The organism is Leeuwenhoekiella polynyae, assembly GCF_004104075.1.
Classification (GTDB): Bacteria; Bacteroidota; Bacteroidia; order Flavobacteriales; family Flavobacteriaceae; genus Leeuwenhoekiella; species Leeuwenhoekiella polynyae.
Window position 1 is genome coordinate 1 of sequence record NZ_QOVK01000028.1, and the last position, 22,898, is coordinate 22,898.

13 protein-coding genes are annotated in these 22,898 nt (G+C 37.9%); 12 read left to right on the forward strand and 1 reads right to left on the reverse strand.

The features are described 5' to 3' along the window. The 4 genes from DSM02_RS18585 to DSM02_RS18600 form a co-directional block, all read left to right on the forward strand. A partial coding sequence (locus tag DSM02_RS18585; protein WP_205875176.1) for a hypothetical protein occupies positions 1-1,154 on the forward strand: 1,154 nt, incomplete at its 5' end. A gap of 625 nt (positions 1,155-1,779) precedes the next feature. Beyond that, positions 1,780-2,172: a hypothetical protein gene (locus DSM02_RS18590; RefSeq protein WP_128766993.1), complete on the forward strand. Its 393-nt coding sequence runs from the start codon at positions 1,780-1,782 to the stop codon at positions 2,170-2,172. 7 nt (positions 2,173-2,179) lie between these two features. Next, entirely contained in the window at positions 2,180-2,647 is a 468-nt protein-coding gene (locus DSM02_RS18595) for a PEGA domain-containing protein (RefSeq protein ID WP_128766994.1), read from the forward strand. A 361-nt stretch (positions 2,648-3,008) separates the two neighbouring features. Continuing rightward, complete coding sequence (locus tag DSM02_RS18600) at positions 3,009-3,836, forward strand: hypothetical protein (RefSeq protein ID WP_128766995.1); 828 nt, start codon at positions 3,009-3,011, stop codon at positions 3,834-3,836. 459 nt (positions 3,837-4,295) lie between these two features. On the opposite strand, the gene DSM02_RS18605 is transcribed toward DSM02_RS18600, so the two are convergent. Continuing rightward, positions 4,296-5,054 (reverse strand): response regulator transcription factor, encoded by a 759-nt coding sequence (locus tag DSM02_RS18605; RefSeq protein ID WP_128766996.1) that lies wholly within the window; start codon positions 5,052-5,054, stop codon positions 4,296-4,298. A gap of 256 nt (positions 5,055-5,310) precedes the next feature. Between DSM02_RS18605 and DSM02_RS18610 the strand changes: the two genes are divergently transcribed. From DSM02_RS18610 to DSM02_RS18645, 8 genes are all read left to right on the forward strand, one after another. Then, positions 5,311-5,586, forward strand: coding sequence for a hypothetical protein (locus DSM02_RS18610; protein ID WP_128766997.1), 276 nt, complete (start codon positions 5,311-5,313; stop codon positions 5,584-5,586). A gap of 335 nt (positions 5,587-5,921) precedes the next feature. Then, entirely contained in the window at positions 5,922-6,512 is a 591-nt protein-coding gene (locus DSM02_RS18615; protein WP_128766998.1) for a hypothetical protein, read from the forward strand. Between the two features lie 28 nt (positions 6,513-6,540). After that, positions 6,541-7,836, forward strand: a complete 1,296-nt coding sequence (locus DSM02_RS20705) for a hypothetical protein (protein ID WP_128766999.1) — start codon at positions 6,541-6,543, stop codon at positions 7,834-7,836. Between the two features lie 10 nt (positions 7,837-7,846). Beyond that, on the forward strand, positions 7,847-8,596 hold the full coding sequence (locus DSM02_RS18625; RefSeq protein ID WP_128767000.1) for a hypothetical protein: 750 nt from the start codon (positions 7,847-7,849) through the stop codon (positions 8,594-8,596). A 25-nt stretch (positions 8,597-8,621) separates the two neighbouring features. Continuing rightward, positions 8,622-10,235: a lipase family protein gene (locus DSM02_RS18630; protein ID WP_128767001.1), complete on the forward strand. Its 1,614-nt coding sequence runs from the start codon at positions 8,622-8,624 to the stop codon at positions 10,233-10,235. A 52-nt stretch (positions 10,236-10,287) separates the two neighbouring features. Beyond that, positions 10,288-20,439, forward strand: a complete 10,152-nt coding sequence (locus tag DSM02_RS18635) for a DUF6603 domain-containing protein (protein ID WP_128767002.1) — start codon at positions 10,288-10,290, stop codon at positions 20,437-20,439. Positions 20,440-20,449: 10 nt separating this feature from the next. Beyond that, positions 20,450-21,955, forward strand: coding sequence for a hypothetical protein (locus DSM02_RS18640; RefSeq protein WP_128767003.1), 1,506 nt, complete (start codon positions 20,450-20,452; stop codon positions 21,953-21,955). 52 nt (positions 21,956-22,007) lie between these two features. After that, positions 22,008-22,892, forward strand: coding sequence for a hypothetical protein (locus tag DSM02_RS18645; protein ID WP_128767004.1), 885 nt, complete (start codon positions 22,008-22,010; stop codon positions 22,890-22,892). The last annotated feature ends 6 nt before the right edge of the window (positions 22,893-22,898 follow it).

Here is a 22,898-nt window from a genome sequence, read left to right on the forward strand (position 1 = left end):
CTAAGAAAAGGAGCTTTAAAGAACGAGTAACATTAATTTTATATATAATTGCAGTATCTTTTAAAGTGGCACTGTTTGACCGAAACAGCTGGCACCATTACTCCGAAATAGCCATAAGACGACTTAATGATGGATTTATAGTGATAAACCAACGTTTTTTGGATATAGATTTCGATAATAGTGAAACATTAGCATTTATAGGATTCATTAATCCGTCTCTTGAAGACTTCCTTAAGTACTATATAAATAAGAATTATTCGGAAATAGAACGGATTTTAATGAGCTCTAAACACATTAAGCAATGGTACTTTTTTTTTAAACCTTATGTTTCAAATAGGCAGAAAATAAGTATAAAATTGATTGATCATTTAAGAAAATTTGGTAACACACTTATTTCGAAAAAAGACTTTAATAATGATTACTATTTAACCTCAATATTTGATTTTTACTTTAATACTCAAAATGAAACCCCAATTGCCAATAGTTTTTTACTGAAAATTTCAAATTGGGAGTTCTTAAAAGGTAATGATAATTCTCATTTTTATTCTAAGAAATTTCTGAATGAAATTAAAAGTAATCAAAATCTAAACAAAATCATTTCTAATTTTAGCCCCGATTTTTTTATTTACTCACTGTTAAACGAAGGGAGTTTAGACGAGTTTTTAGATTTGTTCAAGCTATTTCTAAAACACTTCAATATCAACACGAAAATTTTAAAATCTAATAGTATTTTATTTGATCGCACAAAAAACCTATTTAATCAAAAAGTTAATGAAAGCTACTATTTTTTGGAAAAGGTTAATGTGGAAAAAGATTACCATATCGAATTAATACGACAATTAGAAGAAAGTAAGGAATATATTCAAAATTCCATTTACAGTTCTTTTAGTTTCGATATAGAGTATATTATAGATAAGAATTGGAATTACAATGCTTCAATAAATTTAATAGAACAAAGTAATCCATCAAAAACTACTCGAATTGAAGATTATGACTCATATGCTGATGAAATGATACCAACTTATGAGGATTTTTATTACCATGAAAATAGGAGTTTAGATGACATTATAAATGATGAACTTGAAAGAAGAAAAAAAACCTTAGATAACTTTAGTCACATTGAATCTGACGACGATGATGACCTTCCATTTTAATGGTCCACTGAGAAATCGCATCAGACAGTCAAGCATTATTTACAGGCGTATGTGACATCTCGACTGCACTTCGACAAAGCTCAGTGTGACACGCTCGATGCGACAAACTCGAAAAGATATTCTGAGCGATTCTAAAACCAGTTTAGGATGATCTAAGAACTAGTAATAGCTAATTTTTAGAATCTGCTGAGCTCTAAACTCATATTAACTTATTCACCATAGTATACGAAATCTCTTCATAAATCGTCGCAACACCCAACTTTTCAAAGAGTTTGTTACGGTGAAATTTCACCGTATTAGTACAATAATTAGTAGTACAGTTAAATAACCAACTTCCACCCCTTACTTAAGGAAGGAGTTCGGGAGATGGGCTGGGGTGAGGAGAATACTTCTAATGGCTCCCTTCTGACATACACAAAAGCCCTCATGCTACTTGAGGTACGGAACATTTTGTATTCAAAAAGCATAAATACTTGATAATCTAACGGTTATTCGGTTATTATTTTTTTATTACCGTCATTTTTTTTTCAAAAACGAATTGGATTATTATATATATTCGTCCGCAAATAGGACCTCCTAAACAGCGGTCACGTTTCTGTAAATCAATACCTTAACAACATCCTTTATGCGGTATGCTTTTCTATTTTTTAGTGTGGTAATTACATTCGGGATCACCGGGTGTAGTCCAAAACTGGCTTCCCACGTGTCTAATCCACTAACCTCTTTAACCCCTGATGAACCTGTAGCCTTTTTAGACGTGGAACACCAGCTGCCGGACGACCTTATTAAAGTCGGCAGCTTGCGCTTTCAGGATTCCGGTTTTTCTACAGATTGCAGTTTCAACAGCTTGTTGAACAAAGCACGGATCGAGGCTAGAAAAAACGGAGCCAACATCGTAAAAGTAACTGATACCAAAAAACCGGATCTATGGAGTTCGTGTTACCGACTCAAAATAGACCTCTACCGCTATAACGGCGATGTTGCTAAACTCAAACAGTACGAACTAAAACTAGATTGATTAAACCTTGAATACCCATTTAAAAACAGCAACCTTAGGCTTAGCCTTAGCGCTTAGCGGTTGCGCAACCATCATTTCCGGATCCAGACAGGATGTTCACATCAATTCGTATCCCAAAGAAGCCCGGGTAGCGATCAACGAGATTGATATGGGGCCCACACCCCTTCAACAAAAGCTGAAACGCAATCAGGAATACACGCTGCTTTTGGAGTTGGAAGGCTATGAGCCGTATATCACGACCCTAAAAAAGAAGTTCAACGCCTGGTATTTAGGAAACGTGTTGATCGGTGGTCTTATTGGTTTGGTGGTAGACCCGATTACCGGGGCAATGTATCAGCTAAAACCTGAAGAAATTGACGGACAATCTAAAGAAGGAACTTCCTATACGATGGATAACGGTACACTTTACCTTACCATCAGTATGGAAGTAGATCCCAACTGGGAACAGGTAGGGCAGCTGCAACGCAAACCTTAACCCGGGATCGTTTACTTGAAAAGGCTCCGCATCAAAACGGAGCCTTTTTGCTTAAAAAAAGTAAATAAAATAGAAGCCTATGTTCCCGCTTTGCCAGCTCCGTGAATATAGAATTTGCATCCGTTTGTGAATAAGAATTGGTACTCTTTTTGACGCGCGATTGTATCGCGTGTGCCAACAATAACATATACAACCAATACAGTATCAATAATTTAACCCAAGTATAAATCACATCTTCTCAAAAGTTTTGGCATTCCCATTGCTAAATTCCTAAAAATGCAGATAACGCATTTAATTTCAATGCATTACACTTGACTTTTGCCGTATTTGACTATATCTTAGTGCTTTAAAACAAAAGGTCATGGCAAAACCAATATCTAAATTAGGGGATTTTAAAGGAACGATTGACGGAATTACCTATTACACCCTCAATGGAAAATGGGTATGTAGAAAAGCGACGCCGCCCAACAAAGAACGTATCAACAACGACCCACGCTACAAGGCGGTTCGTAAAAACAATCAAGAATTCGGGGGGGCTTCTTCCTATGCCAAAGCCATCAGAAACGAACTGGCGCCGTACTTGGATAACTTTAAAGATGCGAGCTTTAACAACCGACTTACCAGCTGTTGCCTAAAAATGGCCAAAAAGGGCAGAGGAGTACCGGGACAACGCAGCATCAATGCCAGCAATCTTCCCGAAGCACTCATCGGCATCCAACTCCATAAAAAATATGAGTTTAACAAACAATTGAAGTATTCACCAAGATTACGACTGACCTCCAAAGGGATAGACATTGCTTTTTCAGGGATGCAATCCCATGACCTGGTGGGTACACCCAAATATGCGAATCAGTTTACGCTCATGGTTCTACAAATGACTCTCCCGGAATACATCTGGGATACAAACATGCAAAAATACACCCCGGTAAACCCAGGAGTTGCACCCGCAAATACCCACCTCACCACACCGCCCATAGCACTAACCGATATTCCCGAACCAATTGAGTTTTATATACCAATTCCCAAAAATAAACCCCATAAATCCTTACCATCCAACCCTGCGTCAGCTGCCCATGCTCCAAAAGCAACCCATATCCTCTGGCTGGGAATCCAGTATGGCAAACAGCATAACGGTCAATTTATAGCCCTAGAAACCGGCCGATCCATGCAATGCATCGCCGTATACTAAGACTTTCCTCAAAATCTTAACGCTTTCTAGAACCAGGTTGACCCATAGTTCACCCGAGGTTCACCCACGGTTCACCCGACCTTCACCCGGGGATACGCCCATGCAAAGCCCATGATACCTCCATGATACGTCCGGTATACCGCTCCCCAAATACACGAACCAAATGCTCCAAAACGCTATGTTTAGTTCGATAATACTCGATAATTCAATAGATATTAGTGTTTTGTATATATTTCAACCTTCTTTTTCTTCAGTATAGCAAAAAGGCCCCGTTAAAAATTTTCGAAGCCTTGGAGAAAATTTAGGGGACTTGTTGCGGTTTTGCCTTATCAGGCAAAAATACCTAAGAAAAAGGGTCTTTTCTTTTGGTTCGTTTTCTTTGGACAAGCAAAGAAAATGAACAGAACATGCTACTATAGATATAGGCACATTCAAGTAAACTTTATATCAGCTCCAAACTCATATCAACTTATTTCCCGTAGCATACGAAATCGCTTCATAAATGTTCGCCACGCCCAACTTTTCAAAGAGTTTTTTACGATGAAATTTAACCGTATTGGATGAAATATAAAGCTGTTCAGCAATCTCCGTAATCGCGTAACCTCTCATCGCGTAGTGCAGGATTTCCTGTTCCCGTTGAGTGAGTTTAATCTTTTGGACAGCCTTCCAGCAATCCGTCGCTAGATCATAGATTCGTTTTTCAGAACTGCCTTTTTGGGTAATCGTGATATTACCCGCCTCCTGTTGGGTAGACAGGGAGACAAAACAAATGGCTTTCCAGATTTTTCCGCTTTCGGTTAAAAAGAGGGGCGTGAGGTTTTGGTTGATCAATAGGGGTTTTCCGGCTTCCGTTTTTATATGAAAATCATACGAAATACTGTAGTCCTTCCGTTCTGCAACAGGCTTGGTTTCGTAAAAATCAAACCCAATGGTATTTATTTTTAAGAGCAGTTCGAGATCAACATCGGGCACATACTTAAAATAAAAATCATACCCCATTTTTTGGACTTCCGCAGCCGAATTTCCGCATAAAAACAACGGATTATCCGATACATACTCAAATCCTTTTTGTTCATAATCAATCACATAAACACTTTGATAGGTGGTTCTGGCAAAGGCCTCTACAACTTCGAGATAATTTTCGGTTTGCTGTTTATCGGTATCCGTTAGCGTGTTGATGCTGTTTTTAAGCGAGAAAAAAGAAGGAATGTCTGCCATACTAACAAATATACCTTTTCTACACACTACTCCTGAGGGTAGTTTTAACGATCTGAATATTTTTCTATGAAACCGGTTATTTTTAAAAACTACTCGTGCGGGTAGCATATTAACAAGTTGATAACCATAACTTTAACACATAATCGAGATTTAAATGCGGTCAGACTTGCTGAGGAATCAAAAGCGGTTTCCTTTTAATATCTTTTTGGGATTGCCCCTTGGCAATTTTATAACTCATTCATCAATCCAAATAACGATGGTTAAATTAATTCTTATACTACTCAATCTATTCCTGGCCCTTCAAGGGGTTGCACAAGAAAACGGAAATGCTACGCCGTGGCAGGAAGATCTTCGGTTTTTTCAAAATACCATTCACGAGGACTATCCCTTTCTGTTTGTAAAAACAAGCCCGGAGGCTTTTGACCGGGAAGAGGAAACACTCTACGCGGAAATCCCAAATTTAAAAAAACATAAAATTATTGTGGGAATTTTCCGATTGATTTCAGTATTCAATAGGGGGTACACACCTTAATTTTTGGAAAAAAGAAGTTCAATTTTCACAATTAACCTTCGATTTATATGCATTTAAGGGTGGACATTCTATTGAGTACCCATCAAAACTAACCGAAAACGTGGAGAGCCAAGGGACTGGCTGTAGCCCTCAAAATGCTTCGATTTAGATATGGTATATAAAGGGACTAAAACCCTATTTCAAAGCATATCAAGCATGTAAATTCAGATTCTTTTCGGGATTAAATAAATTAAAAATTTAAAAAAGGGTGTTTATCCCTGTTACACAAAATTTTTAAACACTTAATTTTAAGTGGGATAAAATATTTTAGTACTAATAATTAATTCTAAAAACTCATGACAGATCAAAATGTTGCAAATGGGAACTCTCTATTTACAGAAACCAATGCTAAATTTGGATTACAGGGTGATTTTAACAATTTTAGTTTAGACGGCTCCAGTAACGAATCTGTAGTTTTTTCTGGAGATCTAAGTATTTCATCTTTTTCTCCTTCGATACACAAGGTTAATCAAATCGGTGAACTAAAATATTTGATTGGTTCCGATCTAAGTTCAGACCAATTTGTTGTTTATCCTAAACCATTTACTAACACTTATCAAGAAATCCTTGATGCTATAAAGGAAGGGAAATCAATTACTGATTTATTGACTAAATCGGTTAAAGATAATTTAGACATAGCCTATGCGGCATATCTCAATGGAGATACAGCAAAGGTGAGTGACTATGTTGAACTTCTGGAAGCAATATATTTTCCTTTAAAACTAGCGTACTTTGCTACAAAAGATACTATGGTCGTTAGTCAAGATATCACGGTTTCTGGGGAAGACCCCGTTGTGCTTAACTGTAATGGAATTAAATTTTCTGGAACTAGCGGAATCTCCTCGGAGACTCAACTTACCGTGATTTCTGAAACCATGATAAAATAACTTAGCCCATTAACTAAAGACCAAATAAATGAACTTTAAAAAATTATCGTTAGAACGGCAAAAGAGATTTGCAGCAACAAACAAGAAGCTAGGATTGCCTGCAGAACAGGGTACACATACACCAGTAGATCATCCAAAAAACAAAACCATTATATATTCTTCAGATCCGGAGGAGTCAGATGTACCCCCTAAATTGGTTACGGTTAATTCTATAGCAGATTTAAGAAAAATGTTAGGTTTCGATGATGCTAGTCAAATGATTGCTAAAAAATCGGCAACTGTTTTAACAGCTAACTTGAAGGCATTAGAGAGCATTCATAAGATTAAAACAGCCAATTTATCTGATGGTAAGCCGCTTAAAGATCAATTATCTACTCAGCAGAAGGCAGAATTAAAAACTGCAAGTGTTCAACTCGTCACTACAGGCGCGCCAGAGTTAGAAAAATATGAATCTCTACTAAACGAAGTGCAATTCCCTATGAAGATGGCCGTGTTTTCTGATCCAGCACCAAAAGTGATAGATGGTACAGCGGTTATCAAATCTGGAAAAGATGGACTCCCCGTTACTTGGAACTATTCCGAGATAATTATGGGGCCAGAAGGTAAAATTCGCCAAGAAACCGATTTTATAATGGTAACGGATTCTTTAGAAAGTAGCAATGGGGCTACAGGAGATTTACCCATAAATAATACTCCCCCTGATTATTCTGAACATGCGCCGGAAGGAGGTACATCGGGACCCCCGGGGCAAGCAGGTGGAGGTACTGCAGGAGTAGCTAAAGCAAACAACAGTAAAAAAGGATGCCCAATTGAATGTTACACACCACCTGGAGATGGTAAGCCAGGAACACAAGGTGCAGATGGTGGCGATGGTTCACCAGGGCAAAAAGGTGGAGCTATGAGTAGTTTAACCATAACAATTAATGAAAAACTTACAGGTAAAATAATTATACAAGCCGGCGGAGGGAATGGCCAAGTGGGTGGAAAAGGTGGAAAAGGTGCAGATGGCGGCGAAGGTGGCCCTCCAGGATCTTGCCCTACACAATGTACTGCAGCAAATAAAGGACCTCAAGGTCCTGGAGGACAAGGAGGCATGGGCGGCAATGGTGGAGATGGCGGAGACGTTGGAGTGATCATTATAAAATTACCTTTTGATATGGCACAACCACCAGTAGATTTAACCCCAGTAGGTGGTAAAGGTGGTAATAATGGTAGCCCTGGTGAAGGAGGTTTACCTGGTGGTAAACCTGGAGATACTAATCCCCATACACCTAACCCAAGTCCTGCACCACAAGTGATTTTTCAACGTTTGCCACCAAATTAATATAAATAGTATGAAAGCTGATATAGAAATTTTAGGAATTTCTGGTGCTGACGGCATAAATCCGGGTAAAGCACCAAATGGAGAAAACACTAAAGAGAATAATATGGGTCAAGATGGGAGCAATACTAGCGACGATAGCCCTTCAATGTGGAGACGAGGGAATTGTAAGCAGGCTACAAATGGAGAAAATGGCGCTGCTGGATTACCTGGATTAGCCGGAGGTGATGGTCAAGACGGTGGCAAGTCCCCCTTGCTAATTTTAAAAATTGGATCCATTAATCCCAACTCCAATCAAATCATTGTTCAAAGTAATGGAGGAAAAGGGGGTAAAGGGGGTAAAGGCGGAGATGGTGGCGATGGTGCTAAAGGAGGCAATGCAGGAGTAAATAATTTAAAATGTATCTCCAAAAGATATACGCACTATTCAATGGGAGGAATAGGAGGAGACGGAGGCAAAGGAAATGATGGTGGTAAAGGCGGTGACGCTGGAAACGGTGGCGAAGTTTATGTGTATTCAGATCAGTCAAGTTTAAACACATTGCTAGTAACCTCTAGTAATGCTTCTACCCCAGGAGATGGTGGTGCCGGTGGAAACGGAGGGCAACCGGGTGAAGGAGGACTCGATGAGCCTCAAGATGGCCAACCGCCTAATCAACAAATAAAGGGTAACTTCTTAGGAGGAGGTTTGGGTAAATCATCTGGAGGACCTGGAGAACCAGGTACTGTAGCCTATAGAAGGTTAACAAACCCAGTAAGTTAAACTGGTTAATCAGAAATTTAAAAATATGGTTACCCAAACGGATTATCTTAAGATTCAGGACGCAAGTTTAATACTAAGCATAGCAGCTCAAGCCAATGAATATACAATTGCCAATTTAAGTCAAAATTTTCCGGCCAATTGGAATGTTATAAAAATTAGCGTATTGCCTGCAGGTGGTTCTGGTAATCCAATACCTGTACAATTATTATTGGCAAGGGAACCTATTGATCCCGCACAGCCAGACCAGAACACTAAACTTGTGTTAGCTTTTGGAATTAATTGGGGGAGGTATTTAGAAAAATATCAGGATATCAATAAGGCTAGGGTAACAATAGATGCTAGCTTATTATTAAATGCTTCTACGGCCAAACTAGATCCAGATTTTCAAACTACCTACTTAAGTGGTTTAAGAGATCAAGTCTGGAATCTTATTAAAAAACATTTAACGAATAAGGACACTCTCATTTTATGTGGTATGGGCTTAGCTACACCATTAGCACAGCTGGCCGCCTTAGACTTAATTCCTACTCATATTGTACATGGGTTAGATCGTTCTCCCTATTTAGACTATCAACCAGAATGTTTTGTTTTTTCGGCACTTAATTTTACAAATCAGGCTTTATCAGAATTATTTAATACTAAAGTTACAAATAAAGAAGGAAAAACGGCTTGCTACAGTTACAGCGTTAACAATAGAAATATGCCGTTATTAATTGATCATTTTCCCTTAAAACCGAACCAAGAAGAAGATTATTTTCCTTTAGGTAACGTAGAAGCAACTCCACAAGTAAAACTGCCAACAACCCCTTCTTGGCCTGGTCCATGGCTAGAACGTGGAAATGCCTATTATTTTGATATGTTTAATAGGACATTTATTACCGGGCCACGTATAGAAAATCAAGATATAAAGCGGGCCTCAGGATTTAGTCAAGTTTTTGCTCATAATTTAACCCAGCTTATTTCTTCTACCTATTTGTTTAGTCAGCATCCACAGGCGGGCCCTATACTACCAGGAGGTTATGAAGCACTGCCAACGGGAAAGATTGAATTTAATGGTACGCTTTGGGGCAGGATTTACACCAATGCTAATGGAGATGCTATTTTAACCTTACGGGGAACCACTACTTGGGAAGAGTTTAAATTGATAACCTCAAATTCGGAATTAGCTACTTATCAATTAGCTACAACAGAACATGTTCACAAAGGCCTCCAAAATTTATTTTATGGTACAGGCTCACTTTATCATGGAACTGGAGGTCTTAAGAATGCTATTATGAGCACCTTATCTAATAATAATATAACAAAGGTTACACTAACAGGTCACGACATTGGTGGAACGTTATTGAACTTTTTGGCTTTAGATTTAGCTTTTTCAGACGCTACGCTAAATGTACAATCTGTTTATACATTTGGGGCGATTCCAATAGGAGGAATGGGCTTTGCCGGTATATTTAATCACAAACTAAAAGATAAGGTATACTCCGTTCGCCGTATATATGATAGGATATCAATGAGTTTGATTTATGGTACCAATTACCATCCGGTTGGCAGCGCTATAATTTTTGAAGGCCAATTGGCACAAGAAGAGAACAGTTATCATGCAATTAATGGCTATGTACACTTGCTAGATCCTTCTTAACAACGGATTGAGAATAGACGAATTAAAATTAAACTACTAATCATTGAAGATCATGGCAGGCTCATTAAATACACCAAACACTAGTGCACTCATTGAGCGCAGATCTAATACTAATGAATTTGAGGTAGCGCAAGACAATAAAAACTATATTAAGTTCGAAGGTCTGGATCCTGTATTAGGTACCCTTGGTATTATGATTGGTTTGTTACTCAAGGAGGAATCTGCAGAAGACACCTATTTGCTAGACCCGGAATGGTTTACAGATCCCTATAATAAAACCAAAAAGGGGATCACTAAAAATGGACAGCAAATGGGCCCCTTAATTGGTCAATTATTGGGCAGTTTTGGTGGAAACGCATTAGGTATTCCTATAAAAGATCCTGCAATATTGGGAACTTGGTATCCTATACAATTAAAGAATAAAACCTCCGAAGCATTTGAACCTACTGGACTTTACGTGGTCAGTACAGATAATAAAGTTAAAGACGAAGTTGTTACTACAGCCATTGGGATTGGAGTATTAAAGAAATGGGAATTTAATAACGAAGATCAAGAAGTTACTGAAAGTAAAAAGGATACCAATAAAAAAGAAGACAAAAAAATAGATAAGGATGCCAATAGCGATAAGAAGGATCAAGGCATAAAAGTAGAGGTATGGGCTTCGTTACCTATTGTGGTTTTAGGAGCAGATGGAGTTAGCCTTACATTCATAGATGAAAATAATGTAAATCCAGTAACAATTGGGGTTGCCGCCGAAGGAGTAGATCCAGAGAATGCGCTAATAAAAATAAACGGGATTGAATTTAATGGGGTGAAATTTAGCTCTAATTTATTTATTGCTCCAGAACCTAAATTTGAAGTTAGTTTAGAAATTTTAGGCTTAAAACTCGCTAAAGATGATACCCCAAAAAACTATTCCTTAGCAGATTTAGAAGCAATTACTCCTTTAGAAATACTAGATACAGCAGTAAACTTATTTATTGGTGCTTTAAGCAAGCAATTCACAGATAAGGAAAAAGAACTTCAATATTTTGCTCCTTTATTCGGCTTTTCTAGTCACGTTCCAGACCACGATGAGATTCGTTTACCACTCATGCAGTGGATTGAGCTTACAGAAAATGCTATAAACCAAAAAGACGCTGCGATTCCTTTCTTCAATTGGTTTAACGCCTTGTGCAGCGATACAAATAATCTTAAAGCTTGGCTAAGTTGTTTCTCAGGTTTCTTAGGGATTACTGATCCATTAAAAGCTGTAATGGGAAAGGGTTCTAGATTGCAACCGTTCCAGTCCCCTTTGATTCAGGTTGACGGAATTGGACAGCTAAATTTTAACTTGGGAAGTGGCGTTACCGGAAATGGTGATAGATTCTTATATCCAGGATTGAGTTTTACAAGTAAGAGCCTGCAAATTGATACGTCTGATGCCTATTTTATGATGGAAGCCGACTTAGAGTTGGCGCATTTTAGGTTAAGCACAACGCCTAATACAACCACTAACAATGCTGCATTAGCATTAAACTTTATTACAAACTTTAATCTTACTGGGAAAGATGGTGATGTACTCTTAGATGATTATAAAGGTATAAGTCTAGGAAAGCTTTCGGGAGGGATCGCTATTGGAGCATTAACTGGAGCCGTAATTCCACACTTTGAACTTATTAATTTAACACTACCCGCACAGCGGGGTGGCAAAACACAAGACGATAACACTCCTAATAAATTTGGAGTAGTCAACTTACTGTCTCCAGACGAATTAGCCAATATAGGCGCAGTTGCACTTAGTGCTGCTCTACAAGAACTTATTTTAGGTAAAGAACCAGGTAGTTTTAGAAATGGAATCGCAGTATTATTAGGCCTAAAAGAACCTGTATCACCCATAGAGTGGCCAATCCCTCCGTTTTCCGAGGCTGGTATTTCCAATAGTATAAAAGACCCAATTCACGCGTGGGCTCAATATTACTTAACACTAATAGAAGATAAAACCCTTACCAATGGAGTGCGACCTTTTACCTATTTGTTAAAAGCCTTTGCACAAATGCTTGAAATAGGTGGAAGTTCATTAGATGTTACTGGTGGAGGTACACCAGATAATCCGTGGAAGGTAGGTTTAACAGTAAATGGGAGTGATATGCCTGTGCATTTAATTGCATACGAAGACACTTCAGATTCTAATGATACGGTAAGTTTAGTATTTGGCCTTAGTTTAATACCAGAACTACAACTGGATGGAATAAAAATTGTTCCTAACATTACCATTGAGACCATACAAATAGATCTTTTTAAAGATAAACCCGCTGCTGCAAGTTGGTTTCATAAAGCACAGGCCACAATATCACTCCCAGATGGATTTACTACTCCTAAGTTTGGCGACGCCACTATAGGGGTTACTAATGTTGCACTCTCTGGAGGATGGTATCAAACTACAGGCTGGTCTTGGTCTATGTTAATTGATAACCCCACGTTGAGTATAGGCTCCAATAAACCAATTGTAGGAGCATCTTTAAATTTTAGTGAACAAAGTAGTTGGAGTAATCTAGTTAAAGAAGGGGTAGAGGCGTTCGGCCCATTTTTTACAGGAGCATTAGGCTTGGCCATGATGCGCAGTAAAACACGTGTTGGATTATTAACAGCAGCATCTTTTGGGTTATTAACTGATTTTTCTGAGTATTCAATTTTTCAAGAAAGTGGATTAAAATGGGAAGGGTTTAAAGGATTAAAATTAGATGACTTTGGTGATCCTTTACAGCTTATTAGAAGTCAATTGGCCGGTAATTTAGAAACACCATCCCACGCACAGCGTTTTCTAAGTTTACTTTCATGGAGTTTAACCAATCAAGCTAAGGCACCTAAAATATTAGGTGTAGGTAGTTTCGCAGACCCTTACTTAACACCTTTACCTCTAGGGTTCGATCTGCCTATATCTTACAATGAAGCGACTCAAAGTATTGGATTAGGCTTGGCCAAAAACCTAACTTATGAGTACAATACCACCGATTTTAAGTTTAAGGTAGCGGTTTCTAACAGGTTAAATGGAATTGTTTATGGATTGGCAGATGGATCGTTTCCCAAAAACGATCAAACACCGTCTTTGGTAAATAGCGTACTCCTTACTAATGTAAATACAGCAGAACATTTAATAACCCTTCCAGACGATTTAGGTTATTTAGGCGCTTTGGAATTAGGCTTTAAAATAACACTTATAGATGACACACTAGATTTTGAACCTACGCTTGTATTAAAAAACACAAGATTGGAAGGTCAAAAAGCCGCTGCAGATATAGATTTAGCTACGTATTTAGCAGAATCAAAACACGTGCAATCGGCTTTTATGAGCATGCTCAATACCGGATTGCAAAAAGTGTTCAAAGTGGTATCAAATAAGGATCTTTTTAAAGATGTGTATTCGGTATTGTCCGAATTGGGCTTAACATTAGATTATAATTTCTCAGCAAAAAATAAGGTAGCTCCAGGAGTTCTAGGTATAAATATTGGAGGGTGGCAATCACTTTTAGCCAACCCAAAAACCTTTATGGAAACCCAGTTGATTGGGCTTATGGGAAAACCCGACTCCGGAAATCAATTGACAGAGTTAGTATCAACCTTAACAGGCTTTAAATTTCCAGATGTTCCTTTGCCAGCCTTGCAATTACTATCCGGTTTAGGTATTGTGGGTTCAGAAGAAGATAATTTCGTTTTTAACTTAAAAACACTCCTCAACATTGTAACCGATCCCGTTGAAGAATTAAAAAGAAGATTCGAGGAGCTATTTACAAATACAGCAAATAGACAGGCTCTTGCAAAGCAACTAACTAGAACTATACCGGAGACGGAAGTTGGATTTTTTGTATTCAGCGCGAATAATAACGGACTTGTAAGCTTTAAAATCCCCGAAGAAAAACCACTTAATTTTGGTGCAGTTACTGGAAGAGATGATAAAGAATATCCATTTGTCTCTTTATTTGGTGGTATTGACTTAAGTTTTGCTAACGATAGTTTAGAAGTTCAAATAAATTCAAGAGTTCCGCTGTTGAATCTCGCGCTCCAAAATAGCTTTACTATTTCCCTGCAGGGCAATCAAATTGTTTTGCCAACCCCGGCAATATCTATTAGTTGGGGAGATGGGAAAAAACCAGCTGCTCCTCCCTTTGTTATTTTGCCTATTGATAAAAATAAATCAACCTCAAGCTTTTATACAGATCAATTTACAACCTTAGCACCGGCGTACGCAATAAATACAATTTCTAATGCCGTGTTTGAATCCGCTCTGCTGGACAAATATCCACTAGTACAGCATATATTTAGCATGTTAGGTATTGCAAAACCAATATCAAATGATCCCCCCGAAGTCTTATTAGCTGAATCTGAAGCTACAGTGCCAATGACCATGCAATCTATTTTAGGTCTGCTTACAGACCCACTAGGTTGGTTGTTGTCTGACCAAGTATTGGGAACTAATGGTCGCTTTAATATTGCAAAATTAACTAATAAGTTAGCATTAATACCCGAAAAATCGTTTACTCCTGCAAGCGGAAATCCCATAACTATTGGACCTAATACGCATAAGACGGGAATGCTTCTTAAAGGGCTTCCCTATAACTTTAGTATTGAAATTTCCGGTTCAGTAACAGATATCAAGAAGGAGAACATACACAATACAGATTTAGCCTTATTTAAATTTGGATGTTCTGCCATAGACATTGCCGATTCGGCAAGTGTCAATGACTTGAGTTTTGCTGTACGGGTTACTCCAGATTTTCAAGCGGCCATAAGTGGAGGAGCTAAACTGGCAACTGGCGCAGCAGGCGGTTTATTTATTGATTTTGAGTACGATAATGATTTTAAATTTTCTTTTGCAGGCGGCACACCTAAAAACCCTAGCGGTGTAGTTCAACTTATACCTTTTACGGGCTGGGGAGCACTTGCCGGGCAAGCAGGGACTTTAGCTACTACAAAAGTGATAGAACAAGTAGTTCCTGTAATATTAGAAAAACTAAAACCAAAAGCACCAGATTTTGTAACTGCGCTTACTGATTTTGGAACAAATGTACCCGTTAAAAATTTAATTAATACCATAGCAAATTTGGTGTCTAACCCACCTGCTGAACAACTATTAGGTGAAGCGATAGAAGAGGCTGCCTTAAATTGGATAAAGGGTTTATTTATTGAGGATCAGTTAACTAAAACCATAGTGGCAATTCAAGGTATTTTCGCACAAGTACCTGAACAAATAGGTACTGTAACTGTAGATACTAAGGAGAAAGGGCTTTTGGTATTCTCTCCAGGAGTTAATTTACCTATTGAGTTGTTTTTTGGAGTAGATGGAGAGAATTTAGGGCTTTGGGTAGGACTAAATATTCCAAAAATCCCATATTTAAGTATGAATGTTCTACGAACTGGAATTGGAATAGACGTAGCCACATTATCTAAAGTAAGTATATCATTTGGTTCTCAAATTATTTTACCACTGGATCAGTCTTACGGACCAGGAATTAAATTAGAACGTAATAAGGACTCTGAATTTAGTCTTATTCTGGACCCTATGGCCAATAGTAAAGATCCAGATACCAATTCAGATATGGCTATCCAATTATTACCTGTATTCTTTGGTACAAAGGGAGAAGAGCCAGAAGACCTAGGAGAAACAATACAGGCATGGACGTTACAGGTCATTAAAAATGTACTTCCAAGATACGTATCTATTTTAGTACTAAACAACGAGTTTGTGAAAATGTGGTTGGAATACAATTTATTCACCAAAGTACCCCATACCGAAATAGAGCTTAGTGCTGCTCAAATTTTAGTAGCCACTACGTTAATATGCGATGGAGACAGTTGCAATTCAACTAAAAAAGAAGAAGAAATACGTTATGTCTTAAATACCATAGACAAAATTGCCGATATTACTCCACTTGGTTTTTTAAGTAATTTATTACAAGAATTACTATCTGAAACCGTAACGATTGTTAAAATTGGAGAACAGGGATCCATAAGTATTGGACCTAAGTCTGACCCTAATCCAGACAATCTCTATGGTATTAATATCCATATGCCAGATTTTAAAATTGAAAAAGCCCCAAATATGGTTCTACAATTCGGGGCTACTAATTCTGAATGGATAGACCAAACTTCCCAAATCACGATGGTGACGGGCTCAGAGAGTGGCAGTGCTACGGCAAAAGCAGAGTCTAAAACCAAGGGTAATATAGCCGTTAAAAAAGCAGATGATACTAAAAAATCACTTAAACCTGGTATTCAGTTTTATGTACCTATAACCATTAATAACAGTGTACCCGAAATTGATTTTGATCAGTTTAATATTGTATTGGGTAATATTGGTTTTGATGTGGTTGGAAAGAATGGCCAGCCTATAGTAGATTTATCTCGATTTAAGCTTGGAGGTGTACAACCTAGAGTACTTTTAGATTTTCAATTTAAAGGAAAAAATACCCCGGAGGTCACATTTGGAGGTAATTTAACCTTAGCAGATATGGGGCTTTCACTAGCACCCAATACCTTAAGTAGCGGGAACGATCAAGGCGAAAAGTCGAACACTAAGAATCCAATAGCCAGTAATTTATTAGGTTCAGGTAGTGAAGGAGATGATAGTAAAAATCAACCTTCAAATCCAACTTTTTCTATTCAGGCGGCTTACACCCAAAACTTTGCTTCAGATCAAGGCAATCTGTGGGTAAATCTGGCAAACCCAACAGGAGAAGGTAAACAAATAATTTTTCCAATACAACGTTCCTTTGGTCCATTATTTATAGACGATTTAGGAGTAGGTTGGAACGATAAAGAAAAAGACAGACCCCTTCTTGATGTATTGTTTTCAGGGAATGTAGATTTGGCTGGTTTAAAAATTGACCTAATTGGCTTAGATGTTGGAATTCCAGTAAAAACGCCAGCAGATTTTGGAGCCTACGAAATTTCTCTTCAAGGAATGGATGTAAGCTTTAACGGAGGAGCAGTTACAATTAACGGAGGGCTTTTAAAACAAGATTATGAAGACACTGTAATCTATAATGGAGCGGCAGTTATTAAAGCAGCTTCTTTCTCTCTCATGGCATTGGGTTCATACGCTCAAATAAAAAATACTAACAATAATAATGTGACTTCCCTATTTATTTTTGGGGCCATAGACATTCCGCTAGGAGGACCTCCAGCATTCTTTATAACGGGACTGGCAGCAGGTTTTGGTTTTAATCGTGACATTCAAATTCCACCTATTACCGAAGTGATGAACTTCCCACTTATAACAGGAATGTTGAATGGTGACTTGAGTAGCAGTGACAATCCAGAAAGTGCTTTGGCATATTTAGGAGATCTTGTAACTCCGCGAGTTGGTCAATATTGGTTAGCAGCGGGTATTAAGTTTAAATCTTTCGAATTAATAAATACCGCAGCATTATTATTTGTTCAGTTTGGGGTTAATTTTGAAATAAACATCCTAGGCTTAAGTTATGCTGCTTTACCTCCAGAAACAAAACAGGAGAACGCTCTGGCTTATTTTGAATTAGCCTTAAAGGTATCTATTAAACCAGATGCAGGTGTAATTAGTGTAGAAGCAATGCTAACACCAAATTCCTTTGTTCTTACCAAAGATTGTAAAGTTACTGGTGGATTTGCGTTTTATTTATGGTTTAAGAATACCACCCAGTTAGTAGATGGTAAAACTGTACTCGTGCCTAAAGGGCAGTTTGTAATTACTTTGGGGGGATATCATCCTAAATTTAAAGCACCCGTGTATTATCCCAAAGTACCAAGGCTTGGGTTAATGTGGAATATGGACTTTGACGTGGCAAGTTTAAGTATTAATGGAGGTGCTTATTTTACTATTTGTCCAACTGCTGTAATGGCTGGAGGGTATTTAGACGCCGTATTTAAAGCTGGTCCTTTAAAAGCTTGGTTTAGCGCTTATGCGAATTTCTTAATAGAATGGAAACCGTTCTATTTTGATGTGGGAATAGGGGTTACAGTAGGTGTCCTTTTTGGAGTTACCATTGCAGGTGTAGATATAACGCTATCTGTCCAAATGAGTGCTGTTTTAGAATTACAAGGACCGCCAGTAGGTGGTTTCATAAAAGTGGATTGGGTTGTAATTTCATTTACCATTCCATTTGGAGATAAAAAACCAGACACCAGTGATAATAACTTGGGCTCTTGGGACGCTTTTGCAGAAAGTTTCTTACCACAGTCCGAATCTGAAAAGGATATTAATAAACCGGTACAACCCTTGCTGAAAGCAGGAGCTAGGGATGCAAAAGCTGCTTATACAGATCCTAAGAAACAACAGGTGCTAAAGTGGAACTCTGGTGCAGGTTTATTAAACGCTAACGCCAAACAAATTCCAGATGATCAGACACCATGGACAGTAAACACTATGTTTTATTCGTTCAATATTAAGAGTGTAGTTCCTGTTAATGTTCTCAATGCACAACTAACAGAAGAACCTTCAGATCTATACAGTATAAACGGTGTTTCTAGCATAGGTGTGCGTCCAATGGGATTCACTAAAAATTTAAAATCTCCAGTATTAGTCACTGTAAAATATTTAGATGGAACTGTAGTTAACCTTAAGAAACGTCACTTATTGCCAGAGGCAAGTTTAGATGGTTCTCCAGCAGCATTGTGGTCTCAAATGAAATTGTCTAAAAGCGCACCACCTGGTGGTGATAATATGATTATCGTAGACACGTTAGTTGGAGCGACCATAACGGCCAATACGTTTATTATAAAGGATACCATCCCAGCGTTTGACTTAATTAATTTGAAATACACAAAAAACAGTCCTAGACTCTTACCTTTTGCCAAAACACCAGTGTATTCTGGTTTAAGTACTCCATTAAGTCAGACGTTACCATATACGCAAATTATGAACACCATTATGGCCGACGGCACTAATGAAACGTCTAATATTATTGAAAGGAGAAATAATATTTACAAATCGCTACAGCAAATACCTGCATATCCAATTCCAACAAGCTTTGGTCCTGATAAAACCAAGTTTAGCTCTCTTCAAGAAGCTTTATTAAAAACTAGAGCTATTGTAGGGATTAATGCGCCGTTATTTCCAGATTTATCTGTTATGGCACACGCAGCGAATCTAATATTCCAAGTGTTTCCCACTATGGCAACTGTGGGAATGTATCAAAATAAAGGACAAATTACTCCACCCAAACCATATCAGCCTGAAGAAATTGCCGTAAAAAGTTTTGACTCTATAGCTGATTATAAGCAACCTAAATTAGAGGGGGTTTTAAGAAGACATATATCAAATGAAGCACTTGGTGAACATATAATAAAGGGCTCAAGAATATTGTCTAAGTGGACAAATAAGGCACAATTAGATTTAAATCAAAGCCTACAAATGGCTAGGTTTGGTGAATCTAGAAAGAATAGTGTTGAAACAAAACGCTTGTACGAAGGGGGTGCCTACATATGGCGTTTGGATAGCCGGAAATCCCATAAAATTAAATTGGATGGAAATTTAGAGGCCATTGCATATTACTTTGACAACGCAGATAATTTAATTGGAAAACACCTTGTTTCGCCTAACAAACAATTCAAAATAGAGCAAGGAACCGCTCAAGTAGCCATTCTTGCACATGATTCTGGAATACATTCTTCGGTTGGTTGGCAACTAGATACTAAAGTTGCTAAGATAAACTCAAAATGGGCCATGACAGATGGAAGTTTAATATGTGTGCAAAATGCACAACGTGTCAAACTTTCAGAAGCAAGAAGTCTTACAGGGGTAATTAGGATGAACAGTATGCTTGCTCAAAATCAAGTGCTTGCACTAAACGATGAACTCGTACCCGGTTGGATTCAGACCAGCTGCTTCACCCAAGACAAATACATTGGGGTTTTACTAGATAGCGATCAGGATAATTCTATTCAAGTAAGTACAGCAACTAATAATTTACCAGAGATTTTAGGTAATGGAAAACGCGTTAAAATAATTCCTTGCAACGGTAAATTTGTTCATGTTTATAAGTTGCGAGAGCATAAAGATGAAAAGCAAATCTATGCTGGTATTATTGTAAAACCAACTGATAGCAGGACAACTGTGCACGCTATTTATAGTATGAAACCTAAAGACTTTACTCGTAAAAAATCTTTAGAGCAACAAAGTATAGTACAACAAGCATTGAATACTTGCGAGCGTGAGCATAAAACTTCTAATATATCAGTAACAGGTTAAATTTATTAATATGACAAATAAAAATACAACCAAAGGGAGCATAAAAAAGAGCACGTTACAAGCTGGCAAGATTAAGTTTATTGATGCTATCGAACCTCCTTTAAAAGCTGGAGAATATACATTAGAAGCAGTACAGGAAATTCAAGATATTTCTAACGACGGTAAACCACTACCTACTTATAATGCCACTAGAGAAATTAACGTAAGAGGACCGCAGTTCAGCATTAGCCAGTCATTAATTCATGCAACATATCCGGCGCCCTTATCCGTTGGAGGCTATGCTGCAGATTTGCCACATGTAGTATTAACAGATTTTGCATTACCATGGTCAAGACCTATTAACTATAAGACACCAAGTGAAGATTTAGAAACTCCTTGGATAGGTTTATTAACCCTTCATCCCAACGAAATAACAAAAAATACAAAACCAAAAATTGTTACTGTACAACAGCTGATCACACCAGAAGATAATATTCAAGGCCCAGTTTTGGATAAATCGGCATTAAGTGATCAGTTAAATGATCAAGTAACAGTGATAGACCTCAATTTTGAACTTTTTCAGAAGATTTCCCCAACAATAGGGGACTTAAAGTATTTGGCACACGGACGTGAAGTTAATACCGATGGTAAAGTCATGCTTGGAATGGACGCTGATGGTTTGTTTTCATTAGTTATAGGGAACCGATTACCGGCAGGAGATCCTGAAAATAAAGTTCCTGTAGAAAACCAGGTGTTCATGGTTTCTTATGAAGGACATGAGAATCACTTAAGGAATAGCTTAAAACCAACGGCCGATACTATACGACTGGTTGTACTGTATTCTTACAAGTTTTCTCAAATACCTGCTGCTTCAAGCTTTTTAGGAGAAATGCTGGCGCTTTGTGACCCAGGTAGTGGAGGGGTTAGGTTGCTCCAGATGCCAGGAGATATTAAGAATATAACAGACGATATGGCTCGTTTAGCAATAGATATTGGATATACAGCTTTGCAAAACGATATGCGTGCAGGAGAAGAAATGACTTCTTGGTATCGGGGACCAACTGTTCCAGCTCCAACTAAAAGACAGGAAGATTTAGCTTATGGTACATATTTATACAGTGATCACGCCATTCACTACGATCCGTCAACTGGAATTTTTGATCAATCCTATGCAAGTGCATGGCAACTGGGGCGTTTGCTAGCACTTTCTGATGGAGCATTTGCACGGACTTTGTTTAATTGGCGGAATGCATATGTATTAATTGCTATGCAAAAAGCCAAACAAAAAAATATAGATGATAATATTAAAAAATTAGCAGGAACCTTCGCTAATGACCCTAGAGCAATACAGGATTTGGATTCTAGTTTAAAATATAGTTTGGTGAAGTCTTTTACAAAACAAGCCTGGCCCATGGCGACATCACGAAAAGACAAAATGCTAGGAACACATTTACCGGGTGTGCTTTCGAAAGAAGAAAAATTAGAGATATATAACAACGGTCAGGATCCGCTCCTGGTACTTTTAAATAAAAAATAATATGAAATCTTGGGTAAATAAAAAGACATTTCATGAAAGATTGGCAAAGTCAATGTCAGATGATTCGACCCATTCAGATCTTCCCGATTTGCAACTTGATCCAGAAGTAGCGCAATGGTTGGGTAAACTGTCTTTGCTATACGGGGTTCCTCTGGAGTATTTGGTGCCAGACAGTCGTATGTTACCGCCAGAGAGTATTCGTTTTTTCTATTTGGATAAAAACTGGACAGATCGACTGTTAGACGGTGCTTTAAGTGTTGGTGTATTATCCACTAAAGAACAAATATTTAATAAAACATTTTTTAATAAAATATACCAGGCAACCGATTTAGCTCAACAAAATACTAGAGCATTAATTCGCAATAAAATACCAGAAGTTCCAACTCATATAGGAGGCACAATTACCGGCTTACTTATTAGATCTAGGGTGGTTTCTGATTATCCTGGTTTAGAGATTAAAGGAACTACAAATAGTGGTGAAAATGAGCTTAAAATCCTTAGAATGGATAGATTGTCTGATACCTTAATTATTTGTTTGTTCGACGGAAAGCCCGATAAGGTAGAATTTATTCAACCTTCCGAAGGCTTACACTTCGGGATTCCTCAATTCTTTATTAATGAACCCAATAGAAATGCAATACTACTCAGGGGTCTTGGATTTAATGGAATATCGGGCGGAGACCAGATAACAACTAACGATGGTAAAGACAATGTAAGCGTGCATGTACCTTTAACCGAAACAGCTAAAGGGGTTTTAGACATCACACAATTAGTTGAAAACATTACAGATAAATTTAAAAGTCTTCCTAAAAATCCAATGGGAGATTTATCTGAACTTGGTGCAGGTGGGTTTGCCATTCAAATGGTGGTAACACAACAAATTCAAGAATATATGTTAAAAACATCTGAAGGAGAAACTCCAGATGATTGTAATTAATTCATT

Excerpts from the sequence above, each read along its gene's own strand:
- DSM02_RS18610 (WP_128766997.1), top strand. The coding sequence starts at position 5,311 with ATGGTTAAATTAATTCTTATACTACTCAATCTATTCCTGGCCCTTCAA.
- DSM02_RS20705 (WP_128766999.1), top strand. The coding sequence starts at position 6,541 with ATGAACTTTAAAAAATTATCGTTAGAACGGCAAAAGAGATTTGCAGCA.
- DSM02_RS18600 (WP_128766995.1), top strand. The coding sequence starts at position 3,009 with ATGGCAAAACCAATATCTAAATTAGGGGATTTTAAAGGAACGATTGAC.
- DSM02_RS18630 (WP_128767001.1), top strand. The coding sequence starts at position 8,622 with ATGGTTACCCAAACGGATTATCTTAAGATTCAGGACGCAAGTTTAATA.
- DSM02_RS18615 (WP_128766998.1), top strand. The coding sequence starts at position 5,922 with ATGACAGATCAAAATGTTGCAAATGGGAACTCTCTATTTACAGAAACC.
- DSM02_RS18605 (WP_128766996.1), bottom strand. The coding sequence starts at position 5,054 with ATGGCAGACATTCCTTCTTTTTTCTCGCTTAAAAACAGCATCAACACG.
- DSM02_RS18635 (WP_128767002.1), top strand. The coding sequence starts at position 10,288 with ATGGCAGGCTCATTAAATACACCAAACACTAGTGCACTCATTGAGCGC.
- DSM02_RS18590 (WP_128766993.1), top strand. The coding sequence starts at position 1,780 with ATGCGGTATGCTTTTCTATTTTTTAGTGTGGTAATTACATTCGGGATC.
- DSM02_RS18625 (WP_128767000.1), top strand. The coding sequence starts at position 7,847 with ATGAAAGCTGATATAGAAATTTTAGGAATTTCTGGTGCTGACGGCATA.
- DSM02_RS18645 (WP_128767004.1), top strand. The coding sequence starts at position 22,008 with ATGTCAGATGATTCGACCCATTCAGATCTTCCCGATTTGCAACTTGAT.
- DSM02_RS18640 (WP_128767003.1), top strand. The coding sequence starts at position 20,450 with ATGACAAATAAAAATACAACCAAAGGGAGCATAAAAAAGAGCACGTTA.